Annotated in this window: 25 protein-coding genes and 1 tRNA gene; 11 read left to right on the forward strand and 15 right to left on the reverse strand. The window is 60.8% G+C overall.

The window, feature by feature from the left end; genetic code table 11:
- Nucleotides 1–7: 7 nt before the first annotated feature.
- Complete coding sequence (locus tag H4P12_RS01745) at nucleotides 8–157, forward strand: hypothetical protein (protein ID WP_187791860.1); 150 nt, start codon at nucleotides 8–10, stop codon at nucleotides 155–157.
- Between the two features lie 21 nt (nucleotides 158–178).
- Here the strand turns inward: H4P12_RS01745 and H4P12_RS01750 are convergent, their stop codons facing one another.
- Nucleotides 179–631 (reverse strand): Lrp/AsnC family transcriptional regulator, encoded by a 453-nt coding sequence (locus H4P12_RS01750; RefSeq protein WP_187791861.1) that lies wholly within the window; start codon nucleotides 629–631, stop codon nucleotides 179–181.
- Between the two features lie 84 nt (nucleotides 632–715).
- Here H4P12_RS01750 and H4P12_RS01755 point away from each other — a divergent pair, with 84 nt between their 5' ends.
- The gene (locus H4P12_RS01755) at nucleotides 716–1,303 is read left to right on the forward strand and encodes a LysE family translocator (protein WP_187791862.1); all 588 of its coding nucleotides are present in this window, start codon (nucleotides 716–718) and stop codon (nucleotides 1,301–1,303) included.
- Here H4P12_RS01755 and H4P12_RS01760 read toward each other — a convergent pair.
- Both H4P12_RS01760 and hemE read right to left on the reverse strand, forming a co-directional pair.
- Nucleotides 1,297–2,178: a DMT family transporter gene (locus tag H4P12_RS01760; RefSeq protein ID WP_187791863.1), complete on the reverse strand. Its 882-nt coding sequence runs from the start codon at nucleotides 2,176–2,178 to the stop codon at nucleotides 1,297–1,299. The genes H4P12_RS01755 and H4P12_RS01760 overlap by 7 nt on opposite strands.
- Nucleotides 2,175–3,203, reverse strand: coding sequence for a uroporphyrinogen decarboxylase (gene hemE, locus H4P12_RS01765; RefSeq protein WP_223115664.1), 1,029 nt, complete (start codon nucleotides 3,201–3,203; stop codon nucleotides 2,175–2,177). Before hemE ends, H4P12_RS01760 begins: the two co-directional genes overlap by 4 nt.
- A 75-nt stretch (nucleotides 3,204–3,278) precedes the next feature.
- On the opposite strand from hemE, the gene hemC reads away from it, so the two are divergent.
- On the forward strand, nucleotides 3,279–4,220 hold the full coding sequence (gene hemC / locus H4P12_RS01770) for a hydroxymethylbilane synthase (protein ID WP_187791864.1): 942 nt from the start codon (nucleotides 3,279–3,281) through the stop codon (nucleotides 4,218–4,220).
- Nucleotides 4,221–4,309: 89 nt separating this feature from the next.
- Here the strand turns inward: hemC and lexA are convergent, their stop codons facing one another.
- The 7 genes from lexA to H4P12_RS01805 all read right to left on the reverse strand — a co-directional run bounded on the left by lexA (nucleotide 4,310) and on the right by H4P12_RS01805 (nucleotide 9,923).
- Nucleotides 4,310–5,023, reverse strand: a complete 714-nt coding sequence (gene lexA / locus H4P12_RS01775; RefSeq protein WP_187791865.1) for a transcriptional repressor LexA — start codon at nucleotides 5,021–5,023, stop codon at nucleotides 4,310–4,312.
- 100 nt (nucleotides 5,024–5,123) lie between these two features.
- Nucleotides 5,124–6,302, reverse strand: coding sequence for a molybdopterin-binding protein (locus H4P12_RS01780; protein WP_187791866.1), 1,179 nt, complete (start codon nucleotides 6,300–6,302; stop codon nucleotides 5,124–5,126).
- Nucleotides 6,299–6,772, reverse strand: a complete 474-nt coding sequence (moaC, locus tag H4P12_RS01785) for a cyclic pyranopterin monophosphate synthase MoaC (protein WP_187791867.1) — start codon at nucleotides 6,770–6,772, stop codon at nucleotides 6,299–6,301. The genes H4P12_RS01780 and moaC overlap by 4 nt, the downstream gene beginning before the upstream one ends.
- On the reverse strand, nucleotides 6,769–7,575 hold the full coding sequence (gene trpC, locus H4P12_RS01790; RefSeq protein ID WP_187791868.1) for an indole-3-glycerol phosphate synthase TrpC: 807 nt from the start codon (nucleotides 7,573–7,575) through the stop codon (nucleotides 6,769–6,771). The genes moaC and trpC overlap by 4 nt, the downstream gene beginning before the upstream one ends.
- Nucleotides 7,576–7,675: 100 nt before the next feature.
- Nucleotides 7,676–8,314, reverse strand: a complete 639-nt coding sequence (locus H4P12_RS01795; RefSeq protein WP_187791869.1) for a uracil-DNA glycosylase — start codon at nucleotides 8,312–8,314, stop codon at nucleotides 7,676–7,678.
- Nucleotides 8,311–9,336, reverse strand: a complete 1,026-nt coding sequence (gene trpD, locus H4P12_RS01800) for an anthranilate phosphoribosyltransferase (protein ID WP_187791870.1) — start codon at nucleotides 9,334–9,336, stop codon at nucleotides 8,311–8,313. The genes H4P12_RS01795 and trpD overlap by 4 nt, the downstream gene beginning before the upstream one ends.
- A complete protein-coding gene (locus H4P12_RS01805) occupies nucleotides 9,333–9,923 on the reverse strand; it encodes an anthranilate synthase component II (protein WP_187791871.1) in 591 nt (196 codons plus the stop codon). The genes trpD and H4P12_RS01805 overlap by 4 nt, the downstream gene beginning before the upstream one ends.
- A 104-nt stretch (nucleotides 9,924–10,027) precedes the next feature.
- On the opposite strand from H4P12_RS01805, the gene H4P12_RS01810 reads away from it, so the two are divergent.
- The 4 genes from H4P12_RS01810 (at nucleotide 10,028) to trpE (ending at nucleotide 15,754) form a co-directional block, all read left to right on the forward strand.
- The gene (locus tag H4P12_RS01810; protein ID WP_187791872.1) at nucleotides 10,028–11,053 is read left to right on the forward strand and encodes a hypothetical protein; all 1,026 of its coding nucleotides are present in this window, start codon (nucleotides 10,028–10,030) and stop codon (nucleotides 11,051–11,053) included.
- Nucleotides 11,054–11,055: 2 nt separating this feature from the next.
- The gene (locus H4P12_RS01815) at nucleotides 11,056–12,231 is read left to right on the forward strand and encodes an aminotransferase (RefSeq protein WP_223115665.1); all 1,176 of its coding nucleotides are present in this window, start codon (nucleotides 11,056–11,058) and stop codon (nucleotides 12,229–12,231) included.
- A 68-nt stretch (nucleotides 12,232–12,299) separates the two neighbouring features.
- On the forward strand, nucleotides 12,300–14,246 hold the full coding sequence (locus H4P12_RS01820; RefSeq protein WP_246448787.1) for a peptidylprolyl isomerase: 1,947 nt from the start codon (nucleotides 12,300–12,302) through the stop codon (nucleotides 14,244–14,246).
- Nucleotides 14,246–15,754 carry an anthranilate synthase component I gene (gene trpE, locus H4P12_RS01825; RefSeq protein WP_187791873.1) on the forward strand — a complete coding sequence of 503 codons (1,509 nt, stop codon included), beginning with the start codon at nucleotides 14,246–14,248 and terminating at the stop codon, nucleotides 15,752–15,754. The genes H4P12_RS01820 and trpE overlap by 1 nt, the downstream gene beginning before the upstream one ends.
- 128 nt (nucleotides 15,755–15,882) lie before the next feature.
- On the opposite strand, the gene H4P12_RS01830 is transcribed toward trpE, so the two are convergent.
- The 4 genes from H4P12_RS01830 to fabI form a co-directional block, all read right to left on the reverse strand.
- The gene (locus H4P12_RS01830) at nucleotides 15,883–16,635 is read right to left on the reverse strand and encodes a PRC-barrel domain-containing protein (RefSeq protein WP_187791874.1); all 753 of its coding nucleotides are present in this window, start codon (nucleotides 16,633–16,635) and stop codon (nucleotides 15,883–15,885) included.
- Nucleotides 16,636–16,756: 121 nt separating this feature from the next.
- Nucleotides 16,757–17,257, reverse strand: a complete 501-nt coding sequence (gene gpt / locus H4P12_RS01835) for a xanthine phosphoribosyltransferase (RefSeq protein WP_187791875.1) — start codon at nucleotides 17,255–17,257, stop codon at nucleotides 16,757–16,759.
- A gap of 24 nt (nucleotides 17,258–17,281) precedes the next feature.
- Nucleotides 17,282–17,896, reverse strand: a complete 615-nt coding sequence (locus tag H4P12_RS01840; protein ID WP_187791876.1) for a LysE family translocator — start codon at nucleotides 17,894–17,896, stop codon at nucleotides 17,282–17,284.
- 20 nt (nucleotides 17,897–17,916) lie between these two features.
- The gene (fabI, locus tag H4P12_RS01845; protein WP_187791877.1) at nucleotides 17,917–18,744 is read right to left on the reverse strand and encodes an enoyl-ACP reductase FabI; all 828 of its coding nucleotides are present in this window, start codon (nucleotides 18,742–18,744) and stop codon (nucleotides 17,917–17,919) included.
- Nucleotides 18,745–18,826: 82 nt separating this feature from the next.
- Between fabI and pdxH the strand changes: the two genes are divergently transcribed.
- The 4 genes from pdxH to H4P12_RS01865 all read left to right on the forward strand — a co-directional run bounded on the left by pdxH (nucleotide 18,827) and on the right by H4P12_RS01865 (nucleotide 20,811).
- A complete protein-coding gene (gene pdxH / locus H4P12_RS01850) occupies nucleotides 18,827–19,441 on the forward strand; it encodes a pyridoxamine 5'-phosphate oxidase (RefSeq protein WP_187791878.1) in 615 nt (204 codons plus the stop codon).
- Nucleotides 19,442–19,597: 156 nt separating this feature from the next.
- The gene (locus tag H4P12_RS01855) at nucleotides 19,598–20,200 is read left to right on the forward strand and encodes a cold-shock protein (RefSeq protein WP_425498194.1); all 603 of its coding nucleotides are present in this window, start codon (nucleotides 19,598–19,600) and stop codon (nucleotides 20,198–20,200) included.
- A complete protein-coding gene (locus H4P12_RS01860; protein WP_187791880.1) occupies nucleotides 20,187–20,693 on the forward strand; it encodes a DUF192 domain-containing protein in 507 nt (168 codons plus the stop codon). The genes H4P12_RS01855 and H4P12_RS01860 overlap by 14 nt, the downstream gene beginning before the upstream one ends.
- Nucleotides 20,694–20,734: 41 nt before the next feature.
- Nucleotides 20,735–20,811: transfer RNA gene (locus H4P12_RS01865), tRNA-Pro, on the forward strand.
- 36 nt (nucleotides 20,812–20,847) lie between these two features.
- Here H4P12_RS01865 and H4P12_RS01870 read toward each other — a convergent pair.
- Nucleotides 20,848–22,122 (reverse strand): solute carrier family 23 protein, encoded by a 1,275-nt coding sequence (locus tag H4P12_RS01870; protein ID WP_187791881.1) that lies wholly within the window; start codon nucleotides 22,120–22,122, stop codon nucleotides 20,848–20,850.
- Between the last annotated feature and the right edge of the window lie 73 nt (nucleotides 22,123–22,195).

Raw genomic sequence — 22,195 nt, forward strand, 5'->3', positions numbered from 1 at the left:
TCTGTTTGTGGGCGAAGTTTCCGGCGATGCTGGCGAAACCGTTTCAGGCCTGATCGAGGCGTCCGATACGGTTCCGGCTGTCGCGTTGCCTGCGACCGGGCTGTTGCTGCGTGGTGCGCTTGGCGTTTTTGGCCTGCGTCGCAAGCAAAAAGATTGAATGTGATCTGGGACGGGCTGTCTAAGCCCGTTCATCCTTTGGGCTGTCCATGACCACATGCGTGGTGATCGTCGCAATCCACGGAAATGCACCCAACACGTCCGAGTGGAATTGCTTATATGCCATCAAGTCAGCCACTTCGACGCGCAGCAGATATTCTATCGTGCCGGTGATGTTGTGACATTCCCGAACGGCGGGGGCGGCAAGGCAGGCCCGCTCGAACGCGACCTGTGCTTCGTTTGAATGGCGCGACAGGCCGATGCTGACATAAGCAACAAAATTGATATTGCGCGCGGACGGGTTGATGACCGCGCGGTAGCCGCTGATGACGCCGCGCCGCTCTAAATCCTGCACGCGCCGCAGGCAGGCCGAGGGCGACAGCCCGACTCGGGCAGCCAATTCGGTATTTGGTTGGCGACCGTCGCGTCGAAGTTCACGCAATATGTTATCGTTAATTCTATCATCTACGCTCATGGATTGTTCGGATATTCGATAATGGGCCACCTTCACAATCAAATTGCGACAAATATAGTGTATTATTGTGCAAGATGGAGATTGATGATGCATGAATTGATTTTTGCACTGGTCGCGTTCGCATTTGTGACCTCGGCGACGCCCGGCCCGAATAATATGATGCTGATGGCGTCAGGGGCGAATTTCGGGTTGCGGCGGACCGTCCCGCATATGTTGGGCGTATCGCTGGGCTTTGGCGGGATGGTGGCGATCCTGGGTCTGGGGATTGACCGGATCATCCATGAAAATCATGCCCTTGCCGAGGCGCTGAAATGGATCAGCCTGGCCTATATGCTGTGGCTGGCGTGGAAGATCGCGACCTCAGCCGCACCCGAAGGCGTCGCGGCGGATGCAAGGCCGATGACCTTCCTGCAAGCTGCGGCGTTTCAATGGGTCAATCCGAAAGCATGGGCGATGGCGCTTGGCGCGCTGTCGGCCTATGCCGCGGGTGTCGGCGGGGCGCTGATCGTGGCGGTGGTTTTCGCGCTGGTGAACCTGCCGACGGTCGCAATCTGGGCGGCCGCGGGGCAGGCTTTGCGCGGGTTTCTGGCAACCCCGGCCCGCTTGCGCCTGTTCAACGGGGTGATGGCGATCTTGCTGATCGTATCCATGCTGCCGGTGCTGTTTCACTGACGCCCGGCAATCGCCAGCAGTCCTGCAACCCCGATCACGATCAGCACCATCCCGGCCAGTTGCAGCGGTTTGACCTGCTGGCGCAAAACGCGCCCAGACAGGATTTGCGCAAAGACCACCTCGACCAGCGCCAGCGTGCGAACATTGGCGGCAGGGGTCAGCGCAAATCCGATGAACCAGAACAACGAGGCAAAGCCGCCAAGGGCGCCAGCCGCCAATGAGGCCCTCCAGTCCTGCGCGATCCCGCGAAGCGCGGCCCGGTCGCGCCAGACCATCCAGATCAGCATGGCGGTCGCCTGCATCGCCAGGGTCAGCGTCAATACCGTCAGTGCGCGAATGAAAAATGCGCCCGATGGCAGGGCCAGAATGGCACCGCGAAAGCCGATGGCAGACAGGCCGAACAGCGCACCTGCCGCCACGCCGTTGATCACCGGCACCAGTCCTGCCCGCGACCATGTCGCCCCCGAGGCAAGGACCACACCCAATGTCGCAACGACGATGGCGGCCATACGCGCGGGGCCAAGCGGCTCTGCCAGGATCACAGCTCCGACGATCGCCAGCGTGACAGGTTCGGTTTTCATCAGTGCGGTCGCCACACCAAAACTTTGCCCGCGCATGGTCAGCAGCATGAAGGCGGTCGCGGCAATCTGTGCCGCTGCCCCCATGGCCGCGAAGCCGATGACGGCGCCGTCAGGCGCAGGAATGTCCAGCCAGATCGCGGCCAGCGATAGCGCGACAATAGCGAAGGGCAGGCCAAAGACAAACCGCACCGCAGTTGCGCCGATGGTGCCGATTCGCGCCGTCAGTCCGGCCTGCGCGGCATTGCGCCCGGTCTGGGCAAGCGCCGCAATCAGCGTCGCCGCGACCCAGATCATGCGCTGCGCACGGCCTCGATCATTGCGGCGACGTTTTCAGGATTGGCGTCGGGTGTAATGCCGTGCCCAAGGTTGAAGATATGCGGACGACCGCGAAAAGCACGGGTGATCCGCTGCGCCTCGGCAATCAGTTCATCGCCGCCTGTGACCATGTGATGCGGCGCCAGATTGCCCTGAACACAGCCATCGCCCTGCACCTTTTCCGCAGCCCATTCTGCCGAGACCGAATTATCCAGCGCAACACAATCGGCGCCGGTCGCGCGCGCAAAGCCGATATAGCGGTCACCGGCCTCGCGAGGGAAAGCGATCACCGGCACATTTGGGTGGCGCTGCTTCAGCGCCTGAATGATGCGGCGGGCGGGGGTCAGGGCAAAGTCGTCGAAATCGGCCCCCTGCAAACTGCCGGCCCAACTGTCGAAAATCTTGACGACCTCGGCCCCGGCGTCGATCTGCGCGGAAAGATACAGGATCGTTGCCTCGGTAATGCGGTCGATCAACGCGCTGAACGCGACGCGATCGGCGTTTTTGAACGCATGCGCCGGTCCCTGATCGGGCGTTCCCCGACCCGCGATCATATAGGTCGCGACCGTCCATGGCGCACCCGCAAAGCCGATCAGCGCCGTTTCGGGGGGCAATTCGCGCGACAGGATGCGGATGGTTTCATAGATTGGCGACAATGTGTCATGGATCGCATCGGCGGGCTTCAATTCGCCCAGCTGCCGGGCATCGGTGATGGTCGAAAGCCGCGGCCCTTCGCCGGTCACAAACCACAGGTCAGCACCAAGAGCCTGCGGAATCAGCAGGATATCTGCAAACAAGATCGCGGCGTCAAAACCAAAGCGGCGGATGGGCTGCAGCGTCACCTCGGCGGCAAGATCGGGGTTGTAGCACAGCGACAGAAAGTCGCCCGCCTGCGCACGGGTTGCGCGATATTCAGGCAGGTAGCGTCCGGCCTGTCGCATCATCCAGATCGGCGGGGTCGGCAGGGCCTCTCCGGCCAGCGCACGCAGCAAGATTTTGGTCATGATTTCTCCTTCCGCCCCTTCAAGGATAGGGGCGAGCCGTTGTCAAGCATCGCGCCTGCGACTAGGGTCCGTCGCATGACTATGATGCCCACACCCTCCCGTCCGTTGAAGATTGGCACCCGCGGTTCGGCGCTTGCTTTGGCGCAGGCGCATGAGACGCGCAGGCGCCTGATGGCGGCACATGATTTGCCCGCCGAGGCCTTCGACATTATCGTCATCAAGACGACCGGCGACCGGATAACGGATCGCCCGCTGAAAGATATCGGCGGCAAAGGGCTGTTCACGCGCGAGATCGAAGATGCGCTTGGCGCCGGTCAGATTGATATCGCGGTGCATTCGATGAAGGACATGCCGACGGTGCAGCCGGACGGCCTGATCATCGACTGTCTGCTGCCCCGAGAGGATGTGCGCGATGCCTTTGTCAGCCCGCATCACGGCTCAATTGCGGATCTGCCACAGGGCGCGGTGATCGGCAGTTCCAGCCTGCGGCGCCGGGCGCAACTTGCCTATCGTCGTCCCGACCTGAAACTCGTCGAGTTTCGCGGCAATGTTCAAACACGGCTGCAAAAGCTGGAGGATGGCGTGGCTGTGGCGACATTTCTGGCGATGGCGGGACTGGCCCGACTGGATTTGCTGCATGTCGCACGCGGGCCGATTGACCCGCAAGACATGCTGCCCGCCGTCGCCCAAGGTGCGATCGGCGTTGAGCGGTGCGAGGGGAATGCCGATATCGCCCAGCTTCTGCGTCCGATCCATGATATCGAAACCGGACAGCGCATCATTGCCGAGCGTGCATTTCTGGCGCGTTTGGATGGATCATGTCAGACGCCAATTGCCGGGCTGGCCGAGATTTATGACGGGCATCTGATTTTGCAGGGAGAGATTTTGCGCCCGGATGGATCCGAAGCGGTCAGAGGGCGACGGGAAGGTGACATATCCGATGGTGTGGAACTTGGTGTTGATCTGGCAGAGGAATTGCTGTCGCGGGCGGGGCCAGGGTTCCTTGCCGGCCAATAACGAAATGTCGCCAAAAATCGCGTGGGCGCAATGACGCAACAAACCATGCTCACGACTGAAGGGCTGGCTGCGGACAGCCAGCCACAGGATCAATAGCTGCGGATCAGCCCCACAAGACGTCCCTGAACCCGAACGCTTTCTTCCGGCAGGATTCGTGTTTCATAAGCAGGGTTTGCCGCTTCCAAAGCGATCATGTCGCCGCGGCGGCGATAACGCTTCAGCGTGGCTTCGCTGCCATCGACCAGCGCCACGATGATATCGCCATTATCCGCAGAGTTCTGTTCCCGGATCACGACGACATCGCCATCATTGATCCCCGCTTCGATCATCGAATCGCCTTTCACCTCAAGCGCGTAGTGATGGTCGCGCCCAGACAGCATGGTGCCGGGAACTGCGATATGATGAGACACCTCGGAAATCGCCTCAATCGGGACGCCTGCAGCAATGCGCCCCATCAAGGGCAGTTCAACCGCGCCCGTATCCAGGACGTTCATTGCCGCACGTGGACGGGTTGGCTGACCACTTGCCACGACCCGAGGAGTGAAGCTGGCAACAGCTTTATCCCGTGCTGCACCAAGATCGGCCAAGGTGTCGGGCAGGCGCACAATTTCCAATGCACGGGCCCGGTGCGGCAGGCGCCGGATGAAGCCACGTTCTTCCAACGCGGTTACAAGTCGGTGAATGCCGGATTTGGACCGCAGATCAAGCGCGTCCTTCATTTCGTCGAAAGAAGGCGGCACGCCATCACGGGCCATCCGCTTCTGGATGAATTCCAGCAACTGGATTTGCTTTTTGGTCAGCATCTGCCCCATCCCTGCGTCATCATGTTCCATAAATGTTCTAACCCAAAGAGCGAATCGCGTCAATGAACAGAACAGGGTGTGATGAAAAATCGGTTAATGCTTACCCTCGCAAGGGCAGATATTCGACGATCTCTCCCGCAGTCAGTGCAGCATCATCGGCCCGGCGGACCAGCAGGGCGTCGGCTTGGGACAGCAGCGACAGTTTGGCCGAATCCTGGTCCTTGAAAGGGGTGATCAGGGGGAAATCATCACCGTCACGCAATGTGGCGCGCTGATAATGCTGCCGGTCCCCTTCGGTGGGTAAATCCACGGCAAGTCGGGCTCGGCGCAGGTCATTGCCAGCCGGCAACCCCTGCATCGCGCGGATCAGAGGTTGCATGAATAATATCCCACAAACAATTGCCGATACTGGATTTCCTGGAAGTCCGAGCATGGCCGATTGGGCAATTTTTCCGGCCATCAATGGTTTTCCCGGACGCATCGCCAATTTGTAGAATGCACGCTCCATCCCAAGGTCCGCAGAGACCTGTGCGATCAGATCGTGGTCGCCAACCGAGGCTCCGCCAATCGTGACGATCAGGTCGGCCCCGGCGGCAAGTTGAAAGCTGTGCTTGAGATCCTCGATGGTATCGCGGGCGATCGGCAAGATGTTCGCAACGGCCCCGGCCTGACCGGCAAGAGCCGCGATCGCCAGATCGTTTGAACTGATGATCTGCCCGGCTTGCGGGGTTTCGCCGGGGCGAACCAGCTCATCCCCGCCTGCAAGGATCGCAACGGTGGGGCGGCGGGCGACGGTCACTTCGGGGATATTCATTGCCGCCAGCAGGCCGATATCAGCGGCGGTCAGGACCCGTCCGGCGGGCAGGGATTGGCCAAGCGCAAAATCACTGCCACGTGCGCGGATATGATCGCCGCGAGGTGTGTCGGTGATCGTCAGGATATCGCCATCGCGCATCGTCATTTCCTGCATGACGACCTGGTCATAGCCCGCTGGAACGGCGGCACCGGTGAAGATGCGGATGGCAGTGCCCGGTTGTGGCTGACCGGTCCAGGGATAGCCGGCCGCAGCTTCACCGATGATCCGCAGGGGCTGACCCAGATCCTGTTGCCGCAACGCATAGCCGTCCATCGCAGCCGAATTGAAAGGTGGCTGCGTCAGGCGCGCCGAGGCGGGTTCCAACAGGGCGCGACCGGCGGCTTGGTCCAAGGGAACAATTTCGCCCACGGCAGATGGGGCAAGTGCCAGCACGCGGCCGAGGGCATCATCGACCGTAATCACGGATTTGCCTCGTAAAGACCTGATTTTCCGCCTTCTTTGCGCAGCAGGCGGATGCCTTCGATATGCATGGATTTCTCGGCCGCTTTCAGCATGTCATAGATGGTCAGGCATGCTGTCGTCACGGCCGTCAAGGCCTCCATCTCGACCCCGGTGCGGCCTGTGGTGCGGACAGTGGCCGTCACGCGGATGCCGGGCAGATCGGGGTCGGGGGCCAGATCCAATGCGACCTTGGCGATCGGCAGAGGATGACAGAGCGGGATCAGGTCCGAGGTGCGCTTGGCCCCCATGATCCCGGCCAGACGCGCCACGCCCAGCACGTCGCCCTTGGCCGCGCCGCCCTGCACCAGCGCCAGCGTATCAACGGACATCACCACACACCCTTCGGCAATGGCTTCCCGCGCTGTTTCGGCCTTGCCCGATACATCGACCATATGCGCCTGACCGGCGCTGTCGAAATGGGTCAGGCTCATGCCGCGCCCGCCCCGGCAGGCAGGGTCAGCAAAGCGCGGGTAGCAGTTGCCACGTCATCCTGACGCATCAGGCTTTCGCCGATCAGGAAGCGACGCGCACCGACCTGCATCATCGCGGCCAGATCCTCGGGCGTGAACAAGCCGCTTTCGCAGACCACATCACGGTCGGCCGGAATGAATGGCGCCAGATCGCGGGTCACATCAAGTGTCACCTCGAACGTCTTGAGATTGCGGTTGTTTATCCCGATCATCGAGGATTTCAGCAGAAGGGCGCGATCAAGCTCTTCGGCGTTATGCACTTCGATCAGGGCGTCCATGCCCCAATGGGTGGCGGCATCCTCGAGCTCGGCGGCCAAGGCATCATCGACCGAGGCCATGATGATCAGGATGCAATCCGCGCCCCATGCCCGCGCTTCTGCGACCTGATAGGTGTCGTAAAGGAAATCCTTGCGCAGCGCAGGCAGGCTGACCGCGTCACGGGCCGTGGTCAGAAATTCCGGTGCGCCCTGAAAGCTGGGGCCGTCGGTCAGGACCGACAGGCATGCTGCGCCGCCCTGTTCATAGGCGCGGGCCAGCACGGGCGGATCGAAATCGGGGCGGATCAGACCCTTGGATGGGCTGGCCTTTTTGATTTCGGCGATCAACGCGGGTCCGGTTCGGGCTTTTTCGGTCAAGGCGCGGGCAAAGCCACGGGGGGCCGAGGCAGCCTTGGCGGCGCGCTCCAGTTCAGCCAGCGGGCGGGCGCGCTTGGCCGTGGCGATCTCTTCCAGCTTGTAGGTCTTGATCTTGTCGAGAATATCCATGGTGGTTTTTTACTCTGCTGATCGGGGGGAAGAAAGGGGCTTTGCCCCCGTCCCTGCGGGCCTCCCCCAGGGTATTTTGACAAAGAAGAATGGTGGGCGGCTATCCTGCCCAATCTATTGACGTGCGATTCTGGGCCGTCAGCCAGTGATTGATGCGGCTGAAGGGGCGGCTGCCAAAGAAGCCGCGACGGGCCGATAGTGGTGAGGGATGGGCGGTGGCGATGGTCAGATCCTGTGTGCGGGGAAGCCCTGCCAGTGCCTTCTGGGCGTGACCCCCCCAGAGAAGAAAGGCGACAGGGCCATGCTTTTGCGCCTGTGCCACGGCCTGACGCGCCAGTTCGGACCAGCCCCATTTGGCATGGGCGTTGGCCTTGCCCGGCGGAACGGACAATGAGGTGTTCAGCAGCAGCACGCCCTGACTGGCCCAATGAGAGAGGTCGCCAGTGGCCGGGGTGTTGCCGATATCGTCCCGCAGTTCGGTAAAGATGTTTTTCAGCGAGCGCGGCAAGGCGACTTCCGGATTGACTGAAAAGGCCAGGCCGTTGGCATGGCCCGGGGTGGGGTAGGGATCCTGACCCAAGATCACGACGCGGGTTTGTTCCGGCGTCGTGGCCTGTAGTGCTGCAAAGATGCGATCAGGGCCGGGCAACCAGTCAGGCGTGGCCGCAAGCTGTTGTTCCAGCTGTGGCCATTTGCTGCTGAAAAAGGGCAGATGCGCCCAGGCTGCGGGCGGCCTCATGCTTCCGGGGGGCCGGTGATTTCGGCCAGGGCGATCAGTTTGGCCTTGGCCGCACCGCTGTCGATGGCCTCGGCTGCCATTTTTGCACCGTCGCGCAGATCGCCGACCTTGTCTGCGACCAGAAGTGCGGCAGCCGCGTTCAGCACGACGGCGTCGCGATAGGCGCCCGATTCGCCATCCAGCAGACGGCGGAATGCGGCGGCGTTGTATGAAGGATCCCCCCCGATAATCGCTTCAAACGGATGGCGGCGCAGACCCGCATCTTCCGGCGTTACGGTAAATTCAGTCACCTCGCCATTTTTCAGCGCCGCGACGGCAGTCTCCCCGGCGATGCTGATTTCGTCGGTGCCGTCGCTGCCGTGGACCAACCAAGCCGCTTCCGAACCAAGGTCGCGCAGAACTTCGGCCATCGGGCGTATCCAGTCGGTGCTGAACGCGCCGGTCAATTGCCGTTTCGCCGAAGCCGGATTTGTCAGCGGACCCAGCAGATTGAACACGGTCCGGGTGCCAAGTTCAGCGCGGGGCGGTCCGACATGGCGCATGGCCGGATGATGCATCGTGGCCATCATGAAGCAGATGCCGACCTTTGCCAGCGCCTGTTCCGCGATTGCGGGGCCGCCCATCACATTGATGCCCATTTGGGTCAATGCATCGGCAGAGCCGGATTTCGACGACAGGTTGCGATTGCCATGCTTGGCCACCGGCACCCCGGCACCCGCCACCACGAAGGCCGTCGCGGTCGAGATATTCAGCGTGCCTTTGCCATCGCCTCCGGTGCCGACAATGTCGATGGCATCGGCGGAGCCGTCGATTCGGTTCATGCGGGCACGCATGGCGCGCGCCGCCGCCGCGATTTCGTCGACTGTTTCGCCGCGCACGCGGAGCGCCATCAGCAGGCCGCCGATCTGGGCAGGGGTGGCCGCGCCGTCGAAAAGGATCGAGAAGGCCTCTTCAGCCTCGGACCCGGTCAAGGGGCGGTCGGCAGCAATCCCGATCAGCGGGCGGATATCTCGCTGGTTCATGCTGCTGCCTCTGTTCGGGTGCAGCGGGCAAGGAAGTTGCGGATCATCTCGTGACCATATTCCGATGCGATGGATTCGGGGTGGAACTGCACCCCCTCGATGGGCAGCGCCTCGTGCATCAGGCCCATGATGGTGCCGTCATCCGAAGTTGCGGTCACGCGCAGGCTGTTGGGCAGGCTTTCAGGCTCAACCGTCAGTGAATGATAGCGCGTCGCCGTCAAAGGCGAGGGCAAATCGGTGAAAACGCCGGTGCCATCGTGGCTGATCTGGTCGGTCTTGCCATGCATGATCCGCACGGCACGCACAACCTTGCCGCCGAACGCCTCTCCAATCGCCTGATGGCCAAGGCAGACGCCAAGCAGCGGAATTTCGTTTTCGGCAGCGGCCCGGATCAGATCAAGGCAGATTCCCGCTTGCGCCGGTGCCTTTGGCCCCGGTGAGATCACGATCCCGTCAGGGTTCATCGCCAAAGCCTGTTCCACCGTCAGCGCGTCATTACGCCAAACAGCCACGTCGGCGCCTGCTTCGCCCATGTAATGCACGAGGTTCCAGGTAAAGCTGTCGTAGTTGTCGATCAGAAGGATCATCTTTGGCGCCTTGATTTGGGGGCGGTTTCCCCTTTGAAACGGGTTCGCTATAGATGGGGCATACTGCGCCGAAGGGTCAAGACGGCAGGGACAAGAAGAGGCACATGACAAGCGGTTTCTGGAAAGGTCTTTTGCATGGCGGGCTGATAAGTGCCGGGGCGCTGGCGGTTTTGTCGCTTGTGTCGCCCATGCCGCAGCCGGCCGACGCACCTGTCGATCAGCCAGTCGAACCGGTTGGGTCAGCCGAAACTGGCACCACCGGGTTGGCGGAACAGTCCCGGCCTGCGGATCAGGGCGCAGCGGATGGGCCTGAAAAGATGAACGGCGCATTGGAATCCGGGTCAGGTGATGAGATCGCAACCGCGCCCGAGCCAGCTGCGCCCGCTCTGGTCGACGTGCCACCTGTCGATCCTGAGCCTTTGGCGGCGCCTGACGACGATGTTGCCGGGCGGCCAGGGGAAGCCCCCGTTGCCAGTGCGGTCGATCTGCCCGTGGGGTCGGAATTCGGTCGCGGCGGTGATCGTCTGCCAAACCTGCCCACGCCGTTGGATGTGCCGCAGGGCAGCATGGGTCAAACCGAAGCGCCCGGCGTGATTGCACCCGCCGCCGAACCGGCGCCCGTGACCATCGCCGTGAACGATGCTCGTCCGGACGCCGCGAATGCCGCGCCATCGGCACTGACCACCAACGATGCCGAAGCGGCACCTGAATTTGACCAGCCCAAGGTTTTGGCCGCGCCTGCCGCGCCTTCCGCACCAGAGTTGTCACGCGCAGCGCAGCCGGACAGTGTGCCTGATATGTCAGCATTTTCTGGCGTTTCCGAAACATTTTCGGCCGTGATCGAAGATGATCCGAACGTGACCGTGCACGTGATTGAACCGATCGAACCGGCGGCCGCTCGCGAAACTGAACAGGGCGAGGCTATGACTTTGCCCGGCACTGCGCCCGAACCAGAGCGGGTGCCCATGTCGGAAGTGTCGTCCGAACCTGAAGCCACGGTTCCTGTCCAGCAATCGCAAGACCACGCCCCGGATGCAGATGGGCCTGTATCGCCTCCCGTGGCGTCCACCTCGCTGGACCTGTCTTTGCCGCCAGATATCACTGAATTGCGCAACATGGAGCGCGACTGATCATGAAACCCGTCAATCCGGCCCTTGCCGCGACCTTCTCTCCCCCCGTGATGGAGGCGCGCCGCTGGCTTGCGGGTATCAGTTTTCCACCGGAACGCCCGCTGATCAATGTCAGTCAGGCAGCCCCCGTTGATCCGCCGCCCGAAGGGCTGCGTCAGGCCATCGCGGATGCCGCCCTGAACCGGCCCGAGGCGCATCTTTACGGACCCGTTCTGGGAAATTCCGATCTGCGCGAAGCCGTCGCCGAGGAATTCAGCGACGCCTATGGTGGCAAGGTTCAGCCCGCGCAGGTCGCGATCACGCAGGGGTGCAATCAGGCCTTCTGTGCGGTGATCCAGACCCTTGCCTCGGCAGGGGACGAGGTGATCCTGCCGACGCCTTGGTATTTCAACCATAAGATGTGGCTGGATATGCAGGATATCCGCGCTGTGCCGTTGCCCTGTGGCCAGGGCATGCTGCCATCCCCCGAACAGGCCAAATCGCTGATAGGACCGCGCACGAAGGCGATTGTGCTGGTCACGCCGAACAACCCGTCAGGTGCGGAATATCCGGCCGAGCTGGTCGGGCAGTTCTACGATCTGGCGCAGGAAACGGGAATCGCGCTGATTCTGGACGAAACCTATCGCGATTTTGACAGCCGCCCCGATGCGCCGCATGATCTGCTGACCCGGCCTGACTGGGATCAGACCCTGATCCAGCTTTACAGCTTTTCGAAAGCCTACAGGCTGACGGGGCATCGCGTGGGCGCGATCATCACCTCGGTCGAGCGGATGGATCAGGTCGAAAAGTTTCTGGACACTGTCGCGATCTCTCCGTCACAACTGGGCCAGATTGGCGCATTGTGGGGGATGCAGAACCTGCGGCAATGGGTCGCCGGTGAACGCCTCGAAATCCTTGCGCGGAAAGATGCGACGATGGCAGCGTTTGCCGAACTGCCGGGGTGGCGGTTGAAAAGCGTCGGCGCCTTTTTTGCGTGGATCGAACACCCGTTCGATTTGCCCAGCAATGATCTGGCCCGGCTATTGGTCAGAAACGCAGGCGTTCTGGCGCTGCCGGGGACGATGTTCACGCCGGACGACGATCCGACCGGTGCGAAACATTTCCGGATCGCATTTGCCAATGTTGACGGCGCCGATATCGCTCAACTGGCCGAGAGGCTTGTCAACTTCCAGCCCTGACAGGCTTGTCGCCGCGCCTTCCCGGCCCTAAAGACGAATGCGAAAAGAATACGAGGGAAGTCCGGGCCATGAAGAACCTGCGCACGCATGGAAAATCGACCATCGTTTGGCTTTTGTTGGGCCTGATGGTGCTTGGCCTTGGCGGATTCGGCGTGACCAGCTTTTCCGGCGGCTCAAGTTCCGTCGGATCGGTGGGCGAAACCCCGGTGACGGCGGATCAGTATTTGCGGGCGTTGCGCAATCAGATGCAAAGCTATCAGCAGCAGACGGGTCAGCCGCTGAGCATGGCGCAGGCGCAGGCCATCGGTCTGCCGCAAGCCGTGCAATCGCAACTGTTCACCGCCGCCGCGTTGGAAGAGCAGACCCGCAAGATCGGCATTTCCGTCGGTGATGAAAAGGTGCGTCAAAGCATTCTGGAGGCCCCGGCGTTTCGTGGTCCGAACGGCAGGTTTGACCGCACCGCATACGGCGAAGTATTGCGTCGTGAACGGATGACCGAAGCCGAGTTTGAAAGCGCCATCCGCGTCGATGAATCCCGCATGTTGCTGCAACGCGCCATCGTGGGTGGCGTCGTTGCGCCTCAGCCGCTTGTGGACACGACGGTGCATTGGTTGCTGGAACGCCGCGATATCGCATGGCGCGAATTGACTGCGGATCAGCTGCAGGCACCGATTGCCGACCCGGATGAGGAAACCTTGAAAGCGTGGCACAGCGCCAATGCCGACCGTTTCACCGCGCCGGAAATTCGCAAGATCAGCTATGTCTGGCTGACGCCGGAAATGCTGGCCCCCGAAGTTCAGCTGGACGAGGCGGCCTTGCGCGCGGCCTATGACGCCAAAGCCGCCGAATATCAGCAGCCCGAACGCCGCATGGTCAGCCGTCTTGTGATGCCGTCGCAAGATGAGGCATTGGCGGCCAAGGCGCGTATCGATGCTGGCGAAATCTCATTCGAGGATCTGGTGACGCAACGCGGTCTGACGCTGGAGGATGTGGATCTGGGCGAAGCCAGCAAAGACAGTCTTGGCGACGCTGGCGAGCCGATCTTTGAATTGGAACAGCCGGGCGTTGTCGGGCCGATCCAGACCAATCTTGGCCCGACCCTGTTCGCGATGCACGCGATCCTTGACCCGGTGGATGTCTCGTTCGAGGACGCAGAGGAGGAGCTTCGCAGCGACGCAGCGATGGACCGTGCGGTCCGCATGATCGAAGACCGTTCGCATGATTACGAAGACCTGTTGGTGGGCGGCGCGACGCTGGAGGAGGTTGCCGATCAGACCGAACTGGAACTGGGCCAGATCGAATGGTCTGCTGACAGCGCGTCCGAGGGCGGCAGCATCGCCGGATATCAGGCATTCCGCGATCTGGCGAACGCCCTGACCCAGACCGATTTTCCGACGATCACCCAATTGGATGATGGCGGCGTGTTTGCCGTTCGTCTGGATGAGATCGTTCCCCCCATGCTGAAACCCTTTGAAGATGTTCGTGAAGACGTGTTGGAAGATTGGCGTCGGGGCGAGGCGCATCGCCAACTGCTGGCCCTGGCCGAGGAAGAGCGGTTGCAGGATACCGCTGCCGCCGCGCCACAACCTGAACCCGCCGCATCGACCGGTGCGGGTGGCGTGGTCGAAAACCCTGCGGTAACGCCCGATGCAGCCCCTGTTGCTGAACCGGCCGCCTCTGCATCGGCATGGGTCGAAGTCCCCGAACTGACCCGCGACGGCTGGGTCGAGGGTGTTCCGCCCGATGTCGTGGCCCGCGCATTCGAGATGGACGCGCCGGGCGAAGTCGAGGTGGTCGATGCTCAGGATCGCGTGATCCTGTTGCGTTTGGATGCGATCAACGAAGCCGATCTGGAAGGCGAGGATGCGCAGCGCGTCGATGAAGCCGTCCGTTCGCGGATTGGTGAATCCCTCAGCATGGATATTTTTGACTACTATGCCCGTGCAGCGCAGCGCAGCGGTGGTCTGGAAATCAACCAGTCGGCCATCAATGCCGTGAACACGCAGGTTCAGTAATGGATCTGACGCCTGATTTTGCGGAATTTGAGACCGCGTGGAAGGCCGGGCAAAATCAGCTTGTCACCATCCGTCTGGCGGCCGATCTGGATACCCCGGTCAGCCTGATGCTGAAACTGACCGACGCCACCCCGATGAGCTTTATGCTGGAATCGGTGACGGGAGGAGAGGTTCGCGGACGCTATTCCATCGTCGGCATGAAGCCTGATCTGATCTGGGATTGTCGTGACGGCAAGGCGCGGATCAACCGGCAGGCTCGGTTTTCCCGGCAATTCGAAACGGATGACCGTCCTGCGCTGGACAGTTTGCGGGCGCTGATCGAAGAAAGCCGGATCGAGGCGATGCCCGATGGTGTGCCGCCAGCCGCCGCAGGGCTGTTTGGCTATCTGGGCTATGACATGATCCGTCTGGTCGAGCATTTGCCGGATGTGAACCCGGACCCGCTGGACCTGCCGGACGCGATGCTGATGCGTCCTTCGGTGGTTGCCGTTCTGGATGGTGTGAAGGGCGAGGTGACGTTGTGCGCGCCTGCGTGGCATGATGGCAGTGACAATGCCCGCGCCGCCTATGCCCGCGCGGCTGAACGGGTGATGGACGCGCTGCGTTCGCTGGACCGCCAACCAACCGAGCCGCGCGCCCTGGGCCATGATGCCCAGATCGGAGAGCCGATTTCGAACTTTGCCAAGGATGAATATCTGGCGGCTGTCGAAAAGGCCCGTGATTATATCCGTGCTGGCGACATCTTTCAGGTGGTTCCATCGCAGCGCTGGCGGATGGATTTCCCGCTGCCACCCTTTGCGCTGTATCGCAGCCTGCGCCGCACGAACCCGTCGCCGTTCATGTTCTTTCTGAACATGGAGGGCTTCCAGATCGTCGGCGCCAGCCCGGAAATTCTTGTCCGTCTGCGGGACGGAGAGGTGACCATTCGTCCGATCGCGGGCACCCGTCCGCGCGGTGCCGACGAAGCCCAGGATCGCGCATTGGAAGCCGACCTGCTGGGCGACCAGAAAGAGTTGGCCGAGCATCTGATGCTGCTGGATCTTGGCCGAAATGATGTGGGGCGCGTGGCAAAGCCGGGCACGGTTCACCCGACCGAGCAATTCGTGATCGAACGTTATAGCCACGTCATGCATATCGTCTCGAACGTGGTGGGCGAGTTGCGTGACGGCGAAGATGCCCTGTCGGCCTTGCTGGCGGGGCTGCCGGCTGGCACCGTATCAGGTGCGCCCAAGGTTCGTGCCATGGAAATCATAGACGAATTGGAACCTGAAAAGCGCGGCGTCTATGGCGGCGCGGTCGGTTATTTCGCCGCAAATGGTGAAATGGACATGTGTATTGCGCTGCGCACGGGCGTCATCAAGGATGGTGGGTTGTTCATTCAGGCCGGAGGCGGTGTTGTCTTTGACAGCAATCCCGAAAGCGAGTTCGAAGAAACGGTGAACAAAAGCAGCGCACTTCGACGCGCCGCCGAAGGTGCTGCCCGTTTTGTGCGCGGTGATAATAGCTGACGCAGGGATGATGCAGCAAGCTGCTGCGTCAATCCGGTAGCGACAGTTTCCGGGCGCTTTCCGGGCATGACCGGAATCGAAAAGGGCGGCCCAAGGGCCACCCAATACTCGATAAACAATAAGACAGATCAGTTGGCCGGTGCGGTTTCACCCTCGGCCGGCACTGCTGCCGGATCGGTCGGCATTGCGGCCGGGTCTGCGGGTGCGGCTGCCGGATCAGTCGGCATTGCTGCCGGGTCGGCAGGTGCGGCTGCAGGGTCGGCAGGCGCCGCCGGATCAACCGGTGCCGTTGCATCGGCGGGGACAGCGCCCGGCGCCGCTTCCTGTTGACGGAAGACATATTCCGGCGCGGCTTCAGCCTCTTCCTTGGTCAGGTCGCTGGTGATTTCCTGCGCGTCGTAGTTGATGACCAGCTGATCCCACGGAACGGCAATCTGCTTCTGGCCGATGCCCAGGAAGCCGCCTACGCCGATCACCGCAGCGATCATCTGGCCGGTCTCGCTGTCCACGATGATGTCGTTGATATTACCAATTGGGGTTGCGTCAGCCGTGACGACAGATGCGCCGGTGACCCAGTCAAGACGAAGCTCCGTCGCGGCTTGCTCTTGGACGACCTTCCCACTTGCGGCGACTTCTGCGGCTGCGGCTGCGGCGGCTGCCTCTTCTGCGGCGGCATCAACTTCGGCCGCAGCGGGATCATCCGTTGCACCCTCCGGTGCTGCGTCCATAGTACTGCCAGCCTCGGGTGCCGCAGCAGGATCTGCCGGAGCCTCGGTCGTGGCCGCAGGGCTATCTGTGGCAGGTGTGGTTGCATCCTGCGCGAAAGCTGCACCCATGGACAGGGGCAGAACAAGGGCGGTTGTCAGCATGAACTTGCGCATGTCTTTTCCTCCTAAATAGGCCGCGCCGTGCGTGTATGGCGCGATTGAAAAGACAAGTCATTGGCCCCCGGATAGGTTCCAGATGAACTGAAATTTCACACAATTATTTGAAATTATCGGTTTAATCCGTGCCGCGATAAGGCTGCACATATTGCAGCGCCATATCCCAGGGGAAAAAGATCCATGTATCCTGACTCACTTCGGTGACATAGGTCTGCACCATCGGCTTGCCCTTGGGCTTGGCATAGACGGTGCCGAAATGCGCTTTCGGATACATTTCGCGGATCAGCTCCAGCGTCCGGCCCGAATCGACCAGATCGTCGATGACCAGAATGCCGTCGCCATCGCGCATCAACTGATCATCGGGTCTTTTCAGCACTTCCAGCTGGCCTTGGCCGGCTTCCGTGCCCACGCCCTTATAGGACCGGATCGAGATCGTATCGATGGTGCGGATGTCCAGTTCCCGCGCCACGATCATTGCCGGAACCAGACCGCCGCGCGTCACCGCGACAACCGCCCGCCAGTCATTGCCGTCCAGGCGCCAGGACAGGGCCCGTGCGTCGCGGTGCAATTGATCCCAGCTTACGTGAAAACCCTTTTCGTGGGGCAGGCGGTCCATCATCTATCGGCTCCCTAGTCAGTCGCGTCAGTGGCGCAAAATCAGCGTCAGGCCCAAAAGTCCGATCAACAGCCCGGCACCACGGTCTATCCAGAATTTTGATGCATAATAACGACGTCGCGGCCAAGGCAAAGCCATCAAGCAGGCAACGGCGGTATAAAATATCATCTCGACGCTAACTGCCGTAGTGTAAATTGCAACTTTATCCAGAACGGTCAAAGACAGAGGGAACACGGACAGAAGGACTGATGAATAAAACAGCGCAGGTTTCGGGTTCGACAGGTTCAATGTCACCCCGCCCCAAAAGCTGATTCCCCCCGTGCCTTCGGCAGGGTCCGGCAAGGGATCGGGCGCGTGCCGCCACATCTTCCATGCGATCCATAACAGATACAGCCCGCCCAGCACCGTCAGGGCCGTATAGGTCCAGGGAAGCGTTTGAAAGATGATGGTCAGACCCAATAGAGACACGGCACACCACAGCGACGCGCCAAAGGCCAGTCCCCATGCATAGGGCAGCGTGCGCGCCCGCCCAAGCGCAAAGGCGCTTTGACTGGCCGCGATCACCGCAGGACCAGGGGACAGGATCGCCGGGACCAGAATTCCGGCGAAGATCTGCAACTGCTGCGCGGTGACCGTGATCATGCTGCTTTATATGGCCCCGGTCAGTCTTTCTTCACCACGGCAATATCGGGCGCATCAACCGCCTTCATCCCGACGACGTGATAGCCCGAATCGACGTGATGCGTTTCGCCGGTCACACCCGCGCCAAGCCGCGACAGCAGATACAGCGCCGAATTTCCGACGTCTTCCTGTGTCACATTGCGGCGAAGGGGCGAGTTCAGTTCGTTCCACTTCATGATGTAACGGAAATCGCCGATGCCTGACGCGGCCAGCGTCTTGATCGGGCCGGCGCTGATCGCATTGACGCGAATACCGTCCTTGCCCAGATCCTCGGCCAGATAGCGGACACTGGCTTCCAGGGCCGCCTTGGCTACGCCCATCACGTTGTAATGTGGCATCACCCGTTCGGCCCCGTAATAGGTCAGGGTCAGCAAACTGCCGCCATCAGGCATCATTGCAGCCGCACGTTTGGCGACAGCGGTGAAGGAAAAGACCGAGATATCCATGGTCATCAGAAAGTTTTCGCGCGTGGTGTCGGCGTAACGGCCGCGCAGTTGGTCCTTGTCGGAAAAGCCGATGGCATGGACCAGAAAGTCGATCTTGCCCCATTTTTCCTGAAGTGTATCAAAAAGCGCGTCGATCGACGCGACATCGCTGACATCGCAGGGAAGCACCATGTCAGAGCCAAGTTGCGCCGCCAGCGGATCAACCCGTTTCTTCAGTGCGTCGCCCTGATAGGAAAACGCCAGTTCTGCGCCTTCGGATGCCAGTGCCTGCGCGATACCCCAGGCGATGGACTTATCATTCGCCAAGCCCATGATCAGACCGCGTTTACCTGCCATCAAACCGTTTTTTTGCTCGCTTGACATGTTCTGACTCTCGCGCTTTCAACCAATTATGAAATTTGCTTATGGCAAAGGTCAGGCAGCATCAAGCGCAAGGAATGATTGAATGGCTGACAGAGATGGCCTGTTCGCAGGAGATGATCCCTTTGAAATCGCGCGGCGTTGGTTGGCGGAAGCCGAAAAGACCGAGCCGAATGATCCGAACGCCATTGCGTTGTCCACGGTCGATCCGGAGGGAATGCCCGATGCTCGCATGGTCCTGCTGAAAGCGATCGAAGGCAGCGGCACCGACGGCTCATTTGTTTTCTATACGAATTACGAAAGCGCCAAGGGTCGGCAAATTGCTGCCACCGGCAAGGCGGCTTTCGTCATGCACTGGAAATCATTGCGCCGCCAGATACGCGTGCGCGGCACCGTTACCCGCGAGGAAGGGCCGCAGGCGGACGAATATTACGCAAGCCGGGCCTTGCAAAGCAGGATCGGCGCGTGGGCGTCGAAACAATCGCGCCCATTGGCAAGCCGTGGGCAACTTTTAGCGGATGTCGCAAAATATACGATCCGGTATGGAAATTCCCCGACACGCCCCCCATCTTGGGGAGGACTGAGGATACATCCTGTATCCATAGAGTTTTGGGCTGAAGGTGCGTTTCGCTTGCATGATCGCTTTGTATGGGACATACAAAATTACGAGAGTTGGGCTGTTCAAAGATTGTATCCATAGACAGCTTGACCTTCGTGGCAAGATGGCTGACGATATTTCGTTCGTCGGCAGCAAGTTACATTCGTGGGTTCGGAAAATTGAGTCACGCGAAGAGCCAGTGCAGGCGGATGCAGGCGGCGAACTAAAGAACAGCACGATAATGTGCGATGCGGTGATATGACGATGACGGACGAAAATGGACTGAAACTGGTCTTTGGTGTGGTCAAATGGTTTGACCCTGCGAAAGGGTATGGTTTCATCTTGAATTCAGAGGGTGGGGCAGACATCCTCTTGCATGCAAACGTGCTGCGTAACTTCGGTCGCAGTTCGGTTGCTGATCAATCGCGCGTGACGGTCTGGATGCAACCGACCAAGCGCGGTCTGCAAGCCACCGAAGTCGTCTCGATCGAGCCGCCGGTCACTGACGGCAGTGCACCGATCGCCGATCTGGAAAATGGCGTCATCGAACAATTGGACAGCCTGCCGCTGCGTCCGGCACGGGTGAAATGGTTCGACAAGGCAAAAGGCTTTGGATTCGCGAATATTTTCGGCCTTCCGGATGATGTGTTCCTGCATGTCGAAGTGCTGCGCCATTCGGGTTTTGCCGATTTGGCCATCGGTGAGGCTATCGGCATTCGTGTCGTAGAAGGGCCGCGTGGCCTGATGGCTGCGCAAATCAGCAGCTGGGACAGCGGCGTGCCGCAAAGCGACAGCCTGTTCGGTGCTTCCGATGACGAACACGAACGAGACGATGATTTCCTTGCTCATGTTGCAGAATAAGGTCGCTTCGGCGGCCTTTCTTATTGCTGGCCTGACATTTTCCCCGCCACTTTTTGCCCAGACGCCGGTTTGCGCGGGCGATGTCGTGCATTTCAATACCGCGCAGGGCGTGACGTCCTTTCGCGTCGAAATCGCCGATGATGACTCCGAACGCGCCCAAGGGTTGATGTATCGCCGTGAATTGGCCGCGGATTCCGGGATGCTGTTCATCTATGACAGCCCGCGAAGAACCAGTTTCTGGATGCGTAACACCTATATCCCGCTGGATCTGATCTTCATGGACGCTGCCGGGGTGATTCGGCATATCCACCGAAATGCCCGTCCGATGGACGAAACCTCGATCCCCGGGGCGGCGATTGGTGATCCGCAGCCGGAACGCCTGATGATTTTGGAAATCGCGGCCGGACAGGCGGATGCGCATGGGCTGAAGATCGGGCAACCCATGGCCCATCCACGATTAAATCCAAATCGTGCGGCTTGGCCCTGCGACTAGGTCTTTCCCTCGGCGTTTTGATCCGCTAGAAGCCGCCAAGTCGGGGCGTAGCGCAGCCTGGTAGCGCGACGGTTTTGGGTACCGTAGGTCGGAGGTTCGAATCCTCTCGCCCCGACCATCTTCCTTTCAACAAAGATGTCAGGGCGATGGTCGGTTAACGACGGCCGATGCTGAGCAATTGATACAGCATCAGCGCAGCCAGCGTGGAGGTGCCGATGCCACCCAGTGCAAAGCCACCGATATTCACCGTGAAATCGCCAGCGCCAAGAATCAGCGCGACCCCCACGGTGAACAGGTTCCGCGAATCGGAAAAGTCGACTTTGTTATCGACCCAGATCCGCGCCATTGCCGAGGCGATCAGCCCAAAGACAGACACCGCCAGACCGGCCAGAACCGGGGCTGGAATGGTTTGCAGGACCGCGCCGAATTTGGGCGACAGGCCAAGGAAAATCGCGATCATTGCAGCGATTGGAAAAATCAGCGTCGAATAGACCTTGGTCATCGCCATGACGCCGATATTTTCGGCATAGGTGGTCACACCTGTGCCGCCGCCCGATCCCGCGATCATGGTGGCAATGCCGTCGCCCAGAAAACCGCGCCCGATATAGCGGTCCATGTTCTGCCCGGTGATCGAGCCAAGGGCCTTGATATGGCCCAGATTTTCGGCCACCAGAACGACGGCTACGGGGGCAATCAGGCTGATCGCCTGCCAGTTGAATTCCGGCTTCACAAAATTGGGCAGTCCGAACCACGGTGCCGCCGCAACGCTGCTGAAATCGATGCCGGGCAGCAGCCCCGCCCCATTGCCAAGGATCAGGACCAGCGCATAACCAAAGACCAGCGCCAGCAGAACGGCGACCCGGCGGATCGCCTGTGGCCCATAGGCCGATACCATTGCCATGCACAGCACGGTGGCAAAGGCGATGGCCATATGGGCGCCGCTGCCCTTTAGCTGTCCAACGGCGACGGGCGCAAGGTTCAGGCCGATCGCCACGCCAATCGCGCCTGTCACCGCGGGGGGCATCAGCTTTTCCACCCAGCCAGCGCCGGCAGCCATGACGATCAGGCCGATCAATGCATAGACCGCGCCCGCCGCGATGATGCCGCCAAGGGCCACGCCGATATTTGGATTTGCCCCGCTGCCGGAAAAGCCTGTGGCGGCGATCACCACGGCGATAAAGGCGAATGACGATCCCAGATAGCTGGGCACTCGGCCGCCGGTGATGAAGAAGAACAGCAGCGTGCCGATGCCCGAAAAGAAGACGGCGACATTCGGATCAAACCCCATCAGCAGCGGCGCCAGAATGGTCGATCCCGACATTGCCAGCAAATGTTGCAGGCTCATCGGAACTGCGGCTGCCGGCGGCAGTTTTTCATCTGGCAGGACGGTATTGCCCGTCGCGCGGCGCCAGGTGGGGAAATAGGCCATGTGGTCCCTCGGATCTTGATGATGCGCCAAGGTTTAATGGCATCGGCATGGAAAATGCCAGCGGCCACATCGA

This window comes from Paracoccus amoyensis (assembly GCF_014490725.1).
In the GTDB taxonomy this organism is placed as follows: Bacteria; Pseudomonadota; Alphaproteobacteria; order Rhodobacterales; family Rhodobacteraceae; genus Paracoccus; species Paracoccus amoyensis.